This window comes from Streptococcus sp. HF-2466, from assembly GCF_015594645.1.
GTDB lineage: Bacteria > Bacillota > Bacilli > Lactobacillales > Streptococcaceae > Streptococcus > Streptococcus anginosus.
The window spans coordinates 1-15400 of record NZ_JADNQU010000007.1 but is presented as its reverse complement, the minus strand read 5'-3'; the positions used below and the strand labels follow the sequence as shown (position 1 = coordinate 15400).

At 39.1% G+C, this 15400-nt stretch carries 18 protein-coding genes and 1 pseudogene; 18 read left to right on the top strand and 1 reads right to left on the bottom strand.

All coding sequences use genetic code 11. From position 1 onward, the window contains the following. The first annotated feature begins 64 nt into the window (after positions 1-64). Positions 65-976 carry a DMT family transporter gene (locus tag IYQ91_RS06565; RefSeq protein WP_174720792.1) on the top strand — a complete coding sequence of 304 codons (912 nt, stop codon included), beginning with the start codon at positions 65-67 and terminating at the stop codon, positions 974-976. A gap of 31 nt (positions 977-1007) precedes the next feature. Here IYQ91_RS06565 and IYQ91_RS06560 read toward each other — a convergent pair whose 3' ends face one another. Beyond that, positions 1008-1634 carry a TVP38/TMEM64 family protein gene (locus IYQ91_RS06560; RefSeq protein WP_195673412.1) on the bottom strand — a complete coding sequence of 209 codons (627 nt, stop codon included), beginning with the start codon at positions 1632-1634 and terminating at the stop codon, positions 1008-1010. 149 nt (positions 1635-1783) lie between these two features. On the opposite strand from IYQ91_RS06560, the gene IYQ91_RS06555 reads away from it, so the two are divergent. The 17 genes and pseudogenes from IYQ91_RS06555 (at position 1784) to IYQ91_RS06480 (ending at position 15009) form a co-directional block, all read left to right on the top strand. Beyond that, positions 1784-2311 carry a YqeG family HAD IIIA-type phosphatase gene (locus IYQ91_RS06555; protein ID WP_003031000.1) on the top strand — a complete coding sequence of 176 codons (528 nt, stop codon included), beginning with the start codon at positions 1784-1786 and terminating at the stop codon, positions 2309-2311. Between the two features lie 2 nt (positions 2312-2313). Next, positions 2314-3420, top strand: coding sequence for a ribosome biogenesis GTPase YqeH (yqeH, locus tag IYQ91_RS06550; protein ID WP_195673411.1), 1107 nt, complete (start codon positions 2314-2316; stop codon positions 3418-3420). Between the two features lie 63 nt (positions 3421-3483). Then, the gene (yhbY, locus tag IYQ91_RS06545) at positions 3484-3795 is read left to right on the top strand and encodes a ribosome assembly RNA-binding protein YhbY (RefSeq protein WP_003026106.1); all 312 of its coding nucleotides are present in this window, start codon (positions 3484-3486) and stop codon (positions 3793-3795) included. A 12-nt stretch (positions 3796-3807) separates the two neighbouring features. After that, a complete protein-coding gene (locus IYQ91_RS06540) occupies positions 3808-4446 on the top strand; it encodes a nicotinate-nucleotide adenylyltransferase (RefSeq protein WP_195673410.1) in 639 nt (212 codons plus the stop codon). After that, positions 4436-5029: a bis(5'-nucleosyl)-tetraphosphatase (symmetrical) YqeK gene (yqeK, locus tag IYQ91_RS06535; protein ID WP_195673409.1), complete on the top strand. Its 594-nt coding sequence runs from the start codon at positions 4436-4438 to the stop codon at positions 5027-5029. The genes IYQ91_RS06540 and yqeK overlap by 11 nt, the downstream gene beginning before the upstream one ends. 15 nt (positions 5030-5044) lie before the next feature. Continuing rightward, positions 5045-5410: a ribosome silencing factor gene (gene rsfS, locus IYQ91_RS06530; RefSeq protein WP_049517370.1), complete on the top strand. Its 366-nt coding sequence runs from the start codon at positions 5045-5047 to the stop codon at positions 5408-5410. An 87-nt stretch (positions 5411-5497) separates the two neighbouring features. Further along, positions 5498-6232, top strand: a complete 735-nt coding sequence (locus IYQ91_RS06525; protein WP_195673441.1) for a class I SAM-dependent DNA methyltransferase — start codon at positions 5498-5500, stop codon at positions 6230-6232. 1 nt (position 6233) lies between these two features. After that, positions 6234-7325, top strand: coding sequence for a nucleotidyltransferase (locus IYQ91_RS06520; RefSeq protein ID WP_195673408.1), 1092 nt, complete (start codon positions 6234-6236; stop codon positions 7323-7325). 114 nt (positions 7326-7439) lie between these two features. Next, positions 7440-8156, top strand: coding sequence for a YebC/PmpR family DNA-binding transcriptional regulator (locus IYQ91_RS06515; protein WP_003039425.1), 717 nt, complete (start codon positions 7440-7442; stop codon positions 8154-8156). A gap of 430 nt (positions 8157-8586) precedes the next feature. Beyond that, positions 8587-8988 (top strand): helix-turn-helix domain-containing protein, encoded by a 402-nt coding sequence (locus IYQ91_RS06510; protein WP_195673407.1) that lies wholly within the window; start codon positions 8587-8589, stop codon positions 8986-8988. Positions 8989-9139: 151 nt separating this feature from the next. Next, positions 9140-9585 (top strand): annotated as a pseudogene (locus IYQ91_RS10110) (SulP family inorganic anion transporter); the annotation flags it as partial. Positions 9586-9611: 26 nt separating this feature from the next. Continuing rightward, positions 9612-9722, top strand: coding sequence for a hypothetical protein (locus IYQ91_RS10155; RefSeq protein ID WP_368404839.1), 111 nt, complete (start codon positions 9612-9614; stop codon positions 9720-9722). Positions 9723-9966: 244 nt separating this feature from the next. Next, positions 9967-10791, top strand: a complete 825-nt coding sequence (locus IYQ91_RS06500; protein WP_195673406.1) for an amino acid ABC transporter substrate-binding protein — start codon at positions 9967-9969, stop codon at positions 10789-10791. 156 nt (positions 10792-10947) lie between these two features. Continuing rightward, positions 10948-11799, top strand: coding sequence for a MetQ/NlpA family ABC transporter substrate-binding protein (locus IYQ91_RS06495; protein ID WP_039677716.1), 852 nt, complete (start codon positions 10948-10950; stop codon positions 11797-11799). Between the two features lie 89 nt (positions 11800-11888). Further along, positions 11889-13262: a M20/M25/M40 family metallo-hydrolase gene (locus tag IYQ91_RS06490; protein WP_195673405.1), complete on the top strand. Its 1374-nt coding sequence runs from the start codon at positions 11889-11891 to the stop codon at positions 13260-13262. Beyond that, entirely contained in the window at positions 13255-14316 is a 1062-nt protein-coding gene (locus IYQ91_RS06485) for a methionine ABC transporter ATP-binding protein (protein WP_195673404.1), read from the top strand. Before IYQ91_RS06490 ends, IYQ91_RS06485 begins: the two co-directional genes overlap by 8 nt. Then, the gene (locus tag IYQ91_RS06480; protein WP_003031017.1) at positions 14317-15009 is read left to right on the top strand and encodes a methionine ABC transporter permease; all 693 of its coding nucleotides are present in this window, start codon (positions 14317-14319) and stop codon (positions 15007-15009) included. Positions 15010-15400: the final 391 nt, after the last annotated feature.

The window sequence follows — 15400 nt, the reverse complement described above, 5'->3', positions numbered from 1 at the left end:
AATCAGTCGTTTTGGCTGATTTTTTGTGCTATAATCATAAAATGGAAAAGTTTAGGGGTAAGATATGTCAAAAATAGCAAAGGGCACCATTTTAACCTTAGTCGCAGGAATTGCATGGGGCTTGTCTGGGACGAGCGGACAATACTTGATGGCGCATGGATTTCCGGTTTTAGTTTTAACAAATGTCCGACTTATAATCGCAGGGGCTTTGTTGGTATTGTATATGGTGCTAGCTAATCGTAGAAAATTGATTGAAATGATAAAAGACCGAAAAGCAATAATGTCTTTGGCACTGTTTGCTTTGTTAGGATTGTTGCTCAATCAATTTGCTTATTTAAAGTCTATTTATGAAAGCAATGCAGGAACGGCAACCGTTTTACAATATGTCTGTCCGGTGGGAATCCTTGCTTACACTTGTCTCAAAGACCGTGTTGCACCTACTGTGACAGAAGTATTGTCTATGATATTAGCGGTTGGTGGAACCTTTTTGATTGCCACCCATGGACAACTCAATCAGTTATCTGTCACACCTGCAGGACTGTTCTGGGGGCTGTTTGCCGCATTCACTTACGCTTTGTATATTCTTATTCCGATTCAGCTGATAAAGACATGGGGTAGTATTCCGGTGATTGGAGTGGGCATGATGCTAGCAGGCATTGTCTTAACGCCATTTAGCGGTATTTTGCGTTTTCATTGGCAGTTGTCAATGAAAGTATATCTGGCTTTAGCGGGGATTATTTTAGTGGGGACAATCCTCGCCTATACACTGTTTCTCAAAGGAACCAGTTTAGTCGGGCCTGTGAAATCTAGCCTTCTAGCGGCTGTTGAGCCTATATCGGCTGTGTTTTTCGCCTTTCTCATTATGCACGAGCAATTTTATCTCGTAGATTTTGCTGGTATGTTTATGATTTTATCAGCGGTCGCCTTGATTTCTATAAAAGATTTGATATTGGAAAAAAGAAAAGGGATCTTATAAAAAGACAGAGCTGTTTATTTCACTCTGCCTTTTATTTTGAAAATAATTGCCAAAAGAAATCAATAATATACGTCAAACCATAAGTATAAATGACCAGTGTGATTGGTTTGCATAATACAATAATTATCATATATTTTTTAAAAGTCATTTTCGTAAGGGCAGCCAGCATGCAGAGAAAGTCTGCTGGGCTGATAGGCCAAATCATCATAAAGATGAAAAAACGCTCAAAACGATTGCCCTCATCCAGCCAGCCAATGTATTTGTCATAGGTGCGTTTGCTGACGACAGATTGGACAAAAGCCGGACCGTAGGTACGCGCTAGATAAAAAATAATAGCACAGCCAATGACGATACCAACATAATTATAAATGGTACCAATGATATGACCATAAATGAAGACACCAGCAACCGAAGTCAAAGCTCCAGGAATAATAGGAACAACTGTTTGTAGGATTTGCAGGAAAATAAAGAGTGACGGTCCCCAAATGCCAGCTTGCTTAATAAAGGCTGACAGGGTTTCTTTGGATTGTAAAATGCCAGCATAATAGGCCCAGATACAGAAAATCACCGTCCCAACTGCTCCGATAATAGAAGACCAGTTGATAAATTTTTGTAAAAAAGGGGAAACGGCAGTCATTTTCTTGCTCGTATTTGCCATAAATTCCTCCGTGTTAAATTCTCTATTCTTACTATAACATTTTTAAACATTTTTTGGCAAATTGTACATAAAATCGATGAAAAAATCTAGGGTGCGAAAACTCTTTTTTTATGTTAAAATAGGTAGAAGTATAATGTTTGGAGAGAAATGTGGCAATTGAAAACTACATGCCTGATTTTGCGATTGAGGCAGTTTACGATTTGACAGTTGAAAGTTTAAAAAAACACGGTATCAAGGCTGTTTTGGTGGATTTAGATAATACTCTTATCGCATGGAACAATCCCGATGGAACACCAGAAATGAAGCAGTGGCTCCATGATGTGCGCGATGCAGGAATTCGGATTATTGTAGTGTCCAATAACACTAAAAAACGAGTGAAGCGAGCAGTTGAAAAGTTTGAGATTGATTATGTCTGTTGGTCTATGAAACCATTCACTTGGGGGATTGATCGGGCACTGAAAGAATTTCATTTTGAGAAAAATGAAGTGGTTATGGTGGGAGATCAGCTCATGACTGATATTCGAGCTGCTCATAGAGCAGGAATTCGTTCGATTTTGGTCAAGCCACTGGTCGAGCATGATTCGTTAAAGACCCAGATTAATCGAGCTCGTGAGCGTCGTGTGTTGAAAAAAATCACCGAAAAATACGAACCGATTGAGTATAAAAAAGGAATTTAAACATGGAAGACATTCTCTGTATTGGGTGCGGAGCACCGATTCAGACAAAATATAAGGATAGGCTTGGCTACACCCCTCAGTCGGCTTTGGAAAAGGGAATGGAGACAGGTGAGCTGTATTGTCAGCGCTGTTTCCGTCTGCGTCACTACAACGAAATTACCGATGTGCAATTGACTGACGATGATTTTCTCAGACTTCTCCACGAAGTCGGCGACAGCAATGCTCTCGTAGTCAATGTAGTAGATATTTTTGATTTTAATGGTTCAGTCATTCCGGGTTTGCCACGTTTTGTGGCTGGCAATGATGTGCTGTTGGTTGGGAATAAAAAAGACATTCTCCCCAAGTCGGTCAAGACGAGAAAGGTTACCCAATGGCTGACAGAGCGGGCTCACGAGGAAGGACTGCGCCCTGTTGATGTAGTTTTGACCTCAGCTCAAAACAAGCAAGCGATTAAAGAATTGATTGAAAAGATTGAGCACTATCGGAAAGGTCGAGATGTTTATGTGGTCGGTGTGACCAATGTCGGTAAGTCCACGCTTATCAATGCCATTATTCAGGAAATTACCGGAGATAAGGAAGTTATTACGACTTCACGATTTCCAGGGACGACACTAGATAAGATTGAAATTCCGCTGGCTGACGGCAGTCATATCTACGACACACCAGGGATTATCCACCGCCACCAAATGGCTCATTATCTGTCTGCTAAAAATCTCAAATATATCAGTCCGAAAAAGGAAATCAAGCCCAAAACATATCAACTCAATCGTGAACAAACCCTCTTTTTAGGGGGCTTGGGACGCTTTGATTTTGTGTCGGGTGATAAGCAGGGCTTTACGGCTTATTTTGACAATGAACTCAAATTGCACCGCACCAAGCTTGCGGGAGCGGGCGAATTTTATGAAAAGCATGTTGGCTCTTTGCTAACACCGCCCTCTAAAAAAGAAGTATCAGATTTTCCTCAGTTAGTCAAACATGAGTTGAAAATTGAAGCCAAAACAGATGTAGTTTTTTCAGGCTTGGGCTGGATTCGTGTGACAGGACCAGCAAAGATTGCAGCCTGGGCGCCAGAGGGAGTAGCAGTAGTGATCCGCAAAGCCATTATCTAAGAGGAAATGGCTGTTAGAAAAATAAAGAGAAGATAAACGAAATAAGAAACAAAAGAGGAATCTATGTCATTAACATCCAAACAACGAGCTTTTTTAAATAGTCAAGCTCACAGTCTCAAACCAATCATTCAAATTGGCAAAAACGGTCTCAACGACCAGATTAAAACGAGTGTTCGTCAAGCTCTAGATGCTAGAGAATTGATTAAAGTAACTCTTCTGCAAAATACAGATGAGAACATCCATGAAGTATCAGAAATTCTCGAAGAGGAAATCGGTGTGAATACTGTTCAAAAAATTGGTCGCACTTTAATTCTGTACAAGCAGTCTAGCAAAAAAGAAAACCGCAAAATTTCAGTAAAGGTAAAAGAAATTTAGAGGAAGCAGCCTATGGCAATTGAATTACTGACTCCTTTCACCAAGGTGAAGTTGGAACCAGAAGTAAAAGCAAAAAAAAGAAAGCAAGTTGGGATTTTAGGTGGAAATTTCAATCCAGTTCACAATGCCCATTTGGTCGTAGCTGATCAAGTTCGGCAACAATTATGTTTAGAGCAGGTCTTGCTGATGCCTGAGTATGAGCCACCACATGTTGATAAAAAATCAACGATTGATGAGAAGCACCGACTGAAAATGCTAGAGTTGGCAATTGAAGGCATTGAAGGTCTGGGAATTGAAACCATTGAGCTGGAGAGAAAAGGGATTAGTTACACCTATGATACGATGAAATTTTTGACGGAAAAACATCCAGATACAGATTATTATTTCATCATCGGAGCGGATATGGTAGATTACCTTCCCAAGTGGCATCGGATTGACGAATTAGTCGATTTGGTTCAATTTGTTGGGGTTCAGCGCCCCCGCTATAAAGCAGGAACATCTTATCCAGTTATCTGGGTAGATGTGCCGTTGATGGATATTTCTTCGAGTATGGTTCGAGCTTTTCTGGCTCAAGGTCGGACGCCGAATTTTCTCCTACCCAAGCCAGTTTTAGACTATATTGAGAAAGAAGGGCTTTACAATGGGATATGAAACTTATGTGGGAATTTCTCGTGAGCAACTTTTAGTCAAAATGCAGCAACTTCTACCAGAAAAACGTTTTAAGCATTGCCTTGGAGTGGAACAAGCAGCGATTAACTTGGCAGAGCGCTTCGGAGCAGATGTAGAAAAAGCTGGTTTGGCAGGTCTGCTCCATGATTATGCGAAAAAGCTCTCTGACGAAGAATTTCTGGCGCTGATTGATAAGTATGCTTTGGATCCAGCATTGAAAGATTGGGGAAATAATGTCTGGCATGGCATGGTCGGCATTTATAAAATTCAGGAAGATTTAGGGTTGACAGATCCAGAAATTTTGAGAGCTATTGAGGTTCATACCGTAGGTTCTGCTCAGATGTCCGATTTAGATAAGGTGGTTTATGTAGCAGACTATATTGAGCCTAATCGGGACTTTCCAGGAGTGGAGCAAGCGCGTGAAATTGCTCATGTTTCGCTCAACCAAGCTGTGGCTTATGAAACGGCACATACAGTGGAACACTTGGCACACAAGGGCTTGCCTATCTATCCTCAAACTTTGGAAACTTACAATGCTTATGTACACTATTTAGAGAAACATTAAAACGAAGAGGACTACATGAAAGAACAAGAACTATTAGAAATTGTTGTAAAAGCAGCGGATGAAAAACGAGCAGAAGACATTACTGTGCTAGATTTGCAAGGATTGACGACGATGACAGACTATTTTGTCATTGCCAGCTCTATGAACAGCCGTCAACTAGAGGCTATTGCTGATAATATTCGTGAAAAAGTCACAGAAGCAGGGCAATCAGCTAGCCATGTAGAAGGAGACTCTGCTGGAGGCTGGGTACTTTTGGATCTAGGCGAGGTGGTTGTTCATATTTTTTCTGAGGAAATGCGGAATCACTACAACCTTGAAAAACTCTGGCATGAAGCCGTTGGTGTGGATGTGACACCATTGCTTGAGAAACAAGCCTTGTAGATAAAAAACGATGAGGGTTGAGGACATTGTCCCAACCTCTTTCAATGAGAAGAAAGGAAGAGTACCTTTTTGGTACTTCTAGATAAGATGACAACTTATGAAACCTTCGCATCAGTCTATGATGCTATTATGGATGATAGTCTTTATGATAAATGGACCGATTTTTCGCTCCGCCATTTTCCAAAAAATAAGAAAAAGCTCTTAGAATTAGCTTGTGGAACAGGAATTCAATCCGTACGCTTTGCCAAAGCTGGCTTTGATGTGGCAGGACTTGATTTGAGTGATGAGATGCTTGAAATCGCTCGTAAACGTGCCAAAGAAGCAGGTGAAGCTATTGAATTCAGACAGGGCAACATGCTTGATTTGTCGCAGGTTGGTAAATACGACTTGGTGACTTGTTACTCTGATTCAATTTGCTACATGGTCGATGAAGTTGAAGTCGGTGATGTCTTTCAGCAAGTTTACCACTGCTTAAACGAAGGCGGCGTTTTCATTTTTGATGTGCACTCAACTTACCAAACTGATACAGTTTTTCCTGGCTATTCTTACCATGAAAACGCTGATGAATTTGCCATGGTCTGGGATACATACGCCGATGAAGCACCCCATTCAGTCGTGCATGAATTGACCTTCTTCTTGCAAGACGAAGACGGACGCTTCACACGTTACGACGAAGTCCACGAAGAACGCACTTACGAAATTCTGACCTATGATATTTTACTGGAACAAGCTGGATTTAAAAATGTTAAAATCTATGCAGATTTTGAAGACCAAGCACCGAAAAAGGAAAGCAAACGTTGGTTTTTTGTGGCGGAGAAATGAGATGACTGTTACTGGTATTATCGCAGAATTTAATCCCTTTCACAATGGTCACAAATATTTGCTGTCGCAGGCTGATGGTGTGAAGGTTGTTGCTATGTCGGGTAATTTTGTCCAACGTGGTGAGCCTGCGATTGTGGATAAGTGGACACGCGCGGAAATGGCTCTGCGAAATGGCGCTGATTTGGTGGTTGAATTGCCATTTTTGGTGGCTGTTCAGTCAGCGGATTACTTTGCACAAGGTGCGATGGACATTTTAGAACGTCTAGGTGTGAATAAGTTAGCCTTTGGTACGGAAGAGGTCTTAGATTATCAACACTTTTCACAGATTTATGGGGACAATCGACAGAAAATGGTGGACTATTTGCAAAGCTTGCCAGATGATTTGTCTTATCCACAGAAAACGCAGAAAATGTGGGAAAAGTTTGCTGGTGTGAAATTCACAGGCAATACACCCAATCACATTTTAGGGCTGTCCTATGCTAAAGCTTGCGCGAATAAGGCTATCGAGCTTCTCCCAATCAAACGTCAGGGAGCTGGTTATCATTCACAAGAAGAAAATTTAAAATACGCCTCTGCTACGGCTCTTAGAGATCGTCTTAATTGTCCAGATTTTTTGGAGAAATTTACCCCGGCTCATGAACTGCTGATTCAGTCTCCCAAAGTGACCTGGTCAGCACTCTATCCTTTGCTGCGTTACCAGATTATCAGTCATCCCGATTTGACGAGTTTTTATCAGGTTAATCAAGAACTTGCGGTGCGCTTGCAGGAAGCAGTGAAAAGCAGTTATAGCGTAGAGGAGTTGGTCGAACAAGTCGTAACCAAGCGATATACGAAAGCACGAATCAGACGAATTCTGACTTATATTTTGGTCGGTGCAAGAAATGATCAGTTGCCTAGCGGTATTCATATCTTGGGCTTTACTCAAGCAGGTCGAGAACATCTTAAAAAGATGAAAGGGAAAACAGACTTCATCAGTCGCATCGGTCAAGAACCATGGGATTCCTTAACCCAGCGAGCTGATTGTATTTATCAGCTAGGGAACGCCCAACTAGAGGAGCAGAATTTTGGGAAAATCCCGATAATAGTAGATTGATACAAAATTATTTTATAGAGCTAGACATTGTCAATAATTTGCTAGTGAAATTCAACCTGACTTGTGATATAATAAGAAAGATTGAAAAAGTGAAAATCTAAAGGAGAATATCCAATGGGACGTAAATGGGCCAATATTGTGGCAAAAAAGACTGCCAAAGATGGTGCAAACTCAAAAGTTTATGCTAAATTTGGTGTTGAAATCTATGTAGCAGCTAAAAAAGGAGAGCCAGATCCAGAATCGAACTCAGCTTTGAAATTTGTTATTGAACGTGCGAAACAAGCGCAAGTGCCAAAGCATGTCATTGACAAAGCACTGGATAAGGCAAAAGGAAACACAGACGAAACCTTTACAGAGGGGCGTTATGAAGGGTTTGGACCAAATGGTTCTATGCTCATCGTTGATACACTAACTTCAAATGTCAACCGTACTGCAGCAAATGTTCGCTCTGCCTTTGGTAAAAACGGTGGAAATATGGGAGCAAGTGGCTCAGTTTCTTATATGTTTGATAATAAAGGTGTGATTGTGTTTGCAGGAGACGATGCAGATAGTGTCTTTGAACAACTGTTAGAAGCAGATGTAGACGTAGATGATGTAGAAGCAGAAGATGGAAGCATTACAGTTTATACAGCACCAACAGACCTGCACAAGGCTTTGACGGCTCTCCGTGAATCTGGTGTAGAAGAATTCCAAGTTACCGAATTGGAAATGATTCCACAATCTGATGTGGTGTTATCAGGCGAAGATTTAGAAACATTTGAAAAATTGTATGCTGTTTTAGAAGACGATGAAGACGTACAAAAGATTTATACAAATGTAGAAGGATTTTAATAGTGAAGAAAGAGGTGGTGGGACAGAAGTAAATATTTTTAATTTTTACTTCTGTCCTACCACTACAGATTGAGACTGAGATAATTTTGTCCCAGTCTCTTTTTTTGTTACTTACTAATCTCTCAGTGTTTTTTAAGAAATTTAGTTATAAGACCGTATGTATGTTGAGCTAGTATCTTCTTTACTTTGATAGAGTAGACATGGAGTTTGGTAGAAAAGGTGGCTAGCTAATAATATGTAGTTGAAGAGTGAGGTTGGTTTCCAAGACTGCTTGTTGTAGCTTAGTTTATTCTAAAAATTCAAATAAGGAGCGTAAAAAGCAGACAAACCAGTGATAAACTATAAGTTGAGAGAAGTAAACTATTGGTCGATTGAGTTTGTAAGAAAAGGTGCTACAATATAATTAGCAAATGGAGGGAGGAAAAATCTGATGAAAAAACAAACACTAGGTATGATGATTTCATCATTAAGGAAAGCAAAAGGGATGACACAATTAGAACTGGCTGAAAAGATGGGGGTCACTGATAAGGCTGTTTCAAAATGGGAAAGAGATTTATCCTATCCAGATATTAATACCATTCCTAAATTAGCAGACCTGTTTGATACATCGGTAGATGAGCTGATGCAAGGACAGACAGTGATGAAAGAAAACAAGAAAAATAGAAAATCTGATATTGTTGACACCGTGTTGAGAGGACTTGGAGTAGCCATGGGGATTGTTGTAGTGGTTTTATCTGCTTTAGGAAAAGTGGACACTAAGGCTGCACTGACAATGCTTGGACTTGGTTTAACCAGCCTTTCTATCTCCTCACTAAAGGATAGAAACGAATGAGAATAATTGTTAAAGGCGTTGGTGAAATAACTATCGCCCTTTCTGGTAAGTTTTCATATTCAGGTCATCTAGAGATTTTACATGGGGTTATATTACAATGGTAATAAGATTCTCGCAAGCGTTTGGGAACAGGGAAAAAGAGGAGGGGGAAATGGACGCTTTTAAGCATATCAATCCTAAGTTTTTAGTATGGTAAAGAATTATTCGGGTGCACAATTTGTCAAAGACCTTGTAGCTAGATTATCGTGGCAATTATTGCCTTACCATTGTCAATTGCTTTAGCGATTGCTTCGAGGGTCAATCCAGAGCAAGATCTTTATACAGCTGTTGTAGTTGGTTTTTTCATTTCCTTTTTTAGGTGGGAGTCGTGTTCAGATTGGTGAGCCAACAGCCGCTTTGGTTGTTATCATTTATGGAATTATTGCGCAATACGGTCTGGCTGGTCTGACAGTGGCTACTTTCTTAGCTGGCCTTATGCTCATTGGCATAGGTTTGTTGCATTTTGGTGATCTGATTAAATTTATTTCAAAGACCATCACTGTTGGATTTACCCTTGGAATCATCGTTGGACAAATCAAGGACTTCTTTTGTCTGAACAAGGTAAAAATGTCTTAATTCTTCGTATGCGCAGTGTGTCTGCAATGGATATTTCGGGGTTGGATGCTCTTGAAGAGATCCTTGGCAAATGTCAACGAACAACCTTACCATATCATGGAAAAAGCAAGCTTTATTGATAGAGTTGGTGCAGACAACTTTTGTGCTAATATTGATGTCGCTTTAACGCGCGCAGCTAGTTTAGAAAAGTAATTGAGTTTTCCACTATTCGTCAAATGTATCAATGTTTGGTAAAAATCGGATTTCGTTTAGCTCTACTTGATAAAGAAAATCTATCACTTTGATAAAAATCAAATAATAGTCAAGAAGGAAAATATTTGATATGATAAGACTTATCTTAATGAAAGAGGTTATTATAGGAATATGAAAAAAGTGTTGAAATATTCTTCTTTAGCAGCCCTTGGTTTTTTGACAATAGGAGCTTTAGCAGCGTGCTCCAATTCAAAATCAACGACTTCATCTGGAAAAACAGAAATTAAAGTCGCAACGAATGCTTCACCCAAACCATTTAACTATGAAGAAAATGGTAAACTAACAGGTTATGAAATCGAAGTAGTTCGTGCGATCTTCAAAGATTCTGACAAATACAAGGTCAAATTTGAAACGACAGAGTGGTCTGGTATTTTCGCTGGTCTAGATAGCGATCGCTACCAAATGGCAGTGAACAATATCAGCTATACAAAAGAACGGGCTGGCAAGTATTTGTATGCAGCTCCAACTGCTAAAAATCCAAACGTTTTAGTGGTGAAAAAAGACGATAAAAGTATCCAATCGCTGGATGATATTGGTGGTAAAACAACAGAAGTTGTACAAGGGACAACGACTGCAGCACAATTAGAAAAATACAATCAAGCACATGCTAACAATCCAACGAAAATTAGCTATACAAAAGCGGATTTTCAACAAATTATGAACCATTTAAACGATGGAAAGTTTGATTATAAGATTTTTGATAAAATCGGTGTTGAAACAGTTATTAAAAATCAAAAACTGAACCACCTAAAAGTGATTGATTTACCAAGCCATCAACAACCTTATGTTTATCCGCTTTTAGCAAAAGGACAAGATGAGTTGAAAACATTTGTTAATAAGCGCATTCAAGAGTTGTATAAAGACGGAACTCTGGAAAAATTATCCCAAAAATTTTTTGGCGGTAGTTACTTGCCAGCGGAAGCAGATTTGAAATAAGAGAATGTAAAGCCAGCTAGTTTCAAAGTTTCAGCTGGTTTTCTTACACAAAACAGTTATAGTTTATAGCTATACCTTTTGTTATGAAATAACAATTTGTCAATCAGATAAATATGTGCGATACTATTTTCATAAGATTTTTAAAGGAGAATGAAAATGAAATTGAAAAAATGGTTTGGAATAACAGCTCTAGCAGCGACAGCAGTAATTGGTTTAGCAGCTTGTGGTTCGGGAAATAAAAATACTGATGCTAAGACAGTTAAAATTGGTGTGATGACAAAAAGTGATTCGGAAGAAAAACGTTGGAGCAAGATTCAAGAGTTGTTGAAAAAAGATAACATCAAGTTGCAATTTACAGAATTTACGGATTACTCTCAACCGAATAAAGCAGTTGCTGATGGTGAAGTGGATATCAATGCTTTCCAACACTACTATTTTTTGAACAACTGGAATAAGGAAAACAAGCAAAACTTAGTTGCAGCAGCTGAAACTTATATTGCCCCAATTCGCCTCTATTCTGGTACAAAAAATGGGAAAAATAAATATACGAAGGTAAGTCAAATTCCAAATGGTGCAGAAATCGCAGTTCCAAATGATGCAACAAATGAAAGTCGAGCACTCAATCTATTGCAATCTGCAGGTCTGATTAAATTAGACAAATCTGGGAATGAATTGGCAACTGTGGCAAATATCAAAGAAAATCCAAAGAAATTGAAAATTACAGAATTGGATGCCAGTCAAACAGCACGTTCATTGACATCTGTAGATGCAGCTGTTGTCAATAATACTTTTGTTACCGAAGCAAAAATTGATTTTAAAAAAGCTCTGTTTGTTGAACCAAAAGATAAAAACTCAAAACAATGGTTTAATATCATTGCAGCTAAAAAAGATTGGGAAAAATCTCCAAAAGCAGATGCCATTAAGAAAATTATCAAAGCCTATCATACAGATGAAGTCAAAAAAGTAGTTGACGAAACATCAGATGGTCTAGATCAACCAGTTTGGTAAGACTCACCCTATTTATCTGTATTTCAGTTTGACAAAACTCAGTTGGAATCGCCGACTGAGTTTTGTCGCCATAACTATGAGGAAAAAAGATGACATTTTCAAGTGAAGAAGAACAAATTAAAAGATTTGACGAGGATATGGTGGCACAAGACTATATTGCCGTTTTACGGGCGTTGATTGCTAAAAAATCAATCTTTGCCCAACAGGTTGGTCTACAAGAAGTTGCTGCTTATCTAAAAGAAATCTTTATCAAAGCCGGTGCAGAGGTGGAATTAGATGAAAGCTATACAGCGCCATTTGTGATAGCAAAATTTAAAAGTCAGAATCCAACAGCTAAGACAATTATTTTTTACAACCACTATGATACAGTTCCGGCAGATAGTGATCAAATTTGGACAGATGATCCGTTCACTCTATCTATTCGGGATGGTAGTATGTATGGTCGTGGAGTCGATGATGACAAAGGGCATATTATTGCACGTTTGACGGCTGTTCAAAAATACCTACAAACGCATGATGACTTGCCTGTTACTGTCATTTTTATCATGGAAGGTGCGGAGGAATCAGCTTCGGTTGATTTGGAGAAATATCTAGAGAAACACAAATCTCTTCTACATGGAGCAGACCTGTTGGTTTGGGAACAAGGCATTAAAAATTCTTTAGGTCAACTTGAAATTTCTGGTGGAAATAAGGGAATTGTCACGTTTGATATCAAGGTTAAAAGTGCAGAAGTGGACATTCATTCTAGCTTTGGTGGTGTGATTGATTCAGCTTCTTGGTACTTGTTGAACGCCCTTGCTAGCTTGAGAGGTAAGGATGGACGTATTCAGGTAGAAGAACTTTATGATCAAGTAATCGCACCTAATCAACGAGAGTTAGCTTTAGTAGAAAAATACGCTCAACGCAGTCCAGAAGAAGTACAAGCTATTTATGGTTTGGAATTACCTTTATTACAAGAGGAGAAAAAAGCTTTTTTAAATCGCATTTTCTTTGAACCATCTTTGAATATTGAAGGAATTACTTCTGGTTACCAAGGTCAGGGAGTGAAGACGATTCTTCCGTCAGAGGCTTCAGCAAAAGCAGAAGTTCGCTTAGTACCAGGATTGGAACCTCATAGAGTGTTAGAACTGATTCGCAAACAACTCGACAAAAATGGTTTTGATAAGGTAGAATTAGTTTATACTTTGGGAGAAATGAGCTATCGTAGTGATATGAGTGCGTCGCCGATTTTAAATGTCATTAAACTGGCTAAGAAATTCTATAAAAAAGGAGTTTCTGTCTTACCAACTACAGCAGGTACAGGACCGATGCATACGGTATTTGAAGCACTTGAGGTACCAATGGTCGCCTTTGGACTTGGAAATGCGAATAGTCGAGACCATGGCGGTGACGAAAATGTACGCATTGCAGATTATTACACCCATATTGAATTAGTAGAGGAGCTGATTGCAAGTTATGAGTAAAGAAATGATTCAGTTAGATCACATTGATGTAACCTTTCAACAAAAGAAACGTCAGATTCAAGCAGTTAAAGATGTGACTATTCATATTCAAGAAAGAGATATCTATGGAATTGTCGGTTATTCTGGGGCTGGGAAATCAACCTTGGTTCGTGTCATTAACCTACTGCAAGTTCCAACGAGCGGGAAAATTATTGTAGATGATGATGTTCTTTTTGACAATAAAGTAACCTTGACAGCAGAACAGCTACGTCGCAAACGTCAAGACATCGGCATGATTTTTCAACATTTTAATCTGATGAGTCAATTGACAGCAGAAGAAAATGTCGCTTTTGCGCTCAAACATTCTGGCTTATCAAAAGAAGAAAAGAGAGCAAAAGTGCGTACACTGTTGGAGTTGGTCGGTTTAGCAGATCGTGCTGAAAATTATCCTTCTCAGCTTTCTGGAGGGCAAAAACAACGGGTTGCAATCGCACGTGCCTTAGCAAATGACCCTAAAATCTTGATTTCTGATGAATCAACCTCTGCTCTAGATCCTAAAACAACTAAGCAAATCCTAACGTTATTGCAAGATTTGAATCAAAAGTTAGGATTAACGATTGTTTTGATTACTCATGAAATGCAAATTGTTAAAGACATTGCTAATCGTGTCGCTGTGATGCAAGACGGCCAACTGATTGAAGAAGGTTCTGTCTTGGATATTTTCTCTAATCCTCAGCAAGACTTAACCAAAGACTTCATCTCGACTGCAACAGGAATTGATGAAGCTATGGGCAAGATTGAACAGCAAGAAATTGTCAAACATTTGGCAAAAAATAGCCTCTTGGTGCAAATGAAGTACGCAGGAACCTCTACAGATGAACCCTTACTGAATGAAATTTACAAACATCATCAAGTTACTGCCAACATACTTTATGGAAATATTGAAATTTTAGGTGGAACGCCTGTCGGGGAATTGGTCGTTGTTTTATCTGGTGAAAAGGAAAATCTAGCAGCTACTAAAACAGCCATTCGTGAAGCTGGTGTTCAATTGACAGTATTGAAGGGAGGAGCATAGATGGAAAATTTTATTCAAACATACTTGCCGAATGTTTATCGAATGGGTTGGAGCGGTCAAGCTGGCTGGGGAACAGCTATTTACTTGACATTGTATATGACAGTCATTTCTTTTATTATCGGCGGATTGTTAGGTTTAATTGCAGGGCTTTTTCTTGTTTTGACTGCTCCAGGAGGTGTCTTGGAAAATAAAGTAGCTTTTTGGATTTTAGACAAAATCACGTCTATCTTCCGTGCTATCCCATTTATTATTTTGTTAGCTGTTCTTTCACCTTTTTCACACTTGATTGTGGGGACTAGTATTGGACCAAATGCAGCTATCGTACCTCTTTCTTTTGCAGTATTTGCTTTCTTTGCTCGCCAAGTTCAAGTTGTACTCGCTGAGTTAGACGGCGGTGTTATCGAGGCCGCCCAAGCTAGTGGAGCAACTTTTGGTGATCTTGTCGGTGTTTATCTGCGAGAAGGTTTGCCAGATTTGATTCGTGTGACAACAGTCACTCTCATTTCTCTCGTTGGCGAGACTGCAATGGCTGGTGCAGTCGGTGCTGGAGGAATCGGGAATGTTGCGATTGCTTATGGCTTCAATCGTTATAATAACGATGTAACGATTTTAGCAACAGTTATTATCATTGTACTTATCTTTGCCATTCAGTTTGCTGGTGATTTTTTGACTAGAAAATTAAGCCATAAATAGGATAGCTGAGATGATTGTTAGAGATAAACAATAAATATATAGAAAAGTGATATAAAAGTTCTATGATAATAGGTCATAGAATTTTTAGTTTATACATATTTTCTCTTTCGTATGACCAGTACAAGTATTTAGCAGTTTACAGGAGATAAGAAAGAGGAGGAAGAAAAAATTGGAAGAAAAAGTTTAAGAAAAGTAAAAAAAGATGAAAAAAGGTATTGACAAGAAGAGAAGGAGATGATATACTAAGATAGTTGTCGCTTGAGGGGCGACAAAGACCTTTGAAAACTGAACAAGACGAACCAATGTGCAGGCGACTGTTTAAGAAGACAGTCCGTCAAACATTAAGAAGAAACAATAAATCTGTCAGTGACAGAAATGAGTGAGAACTCAA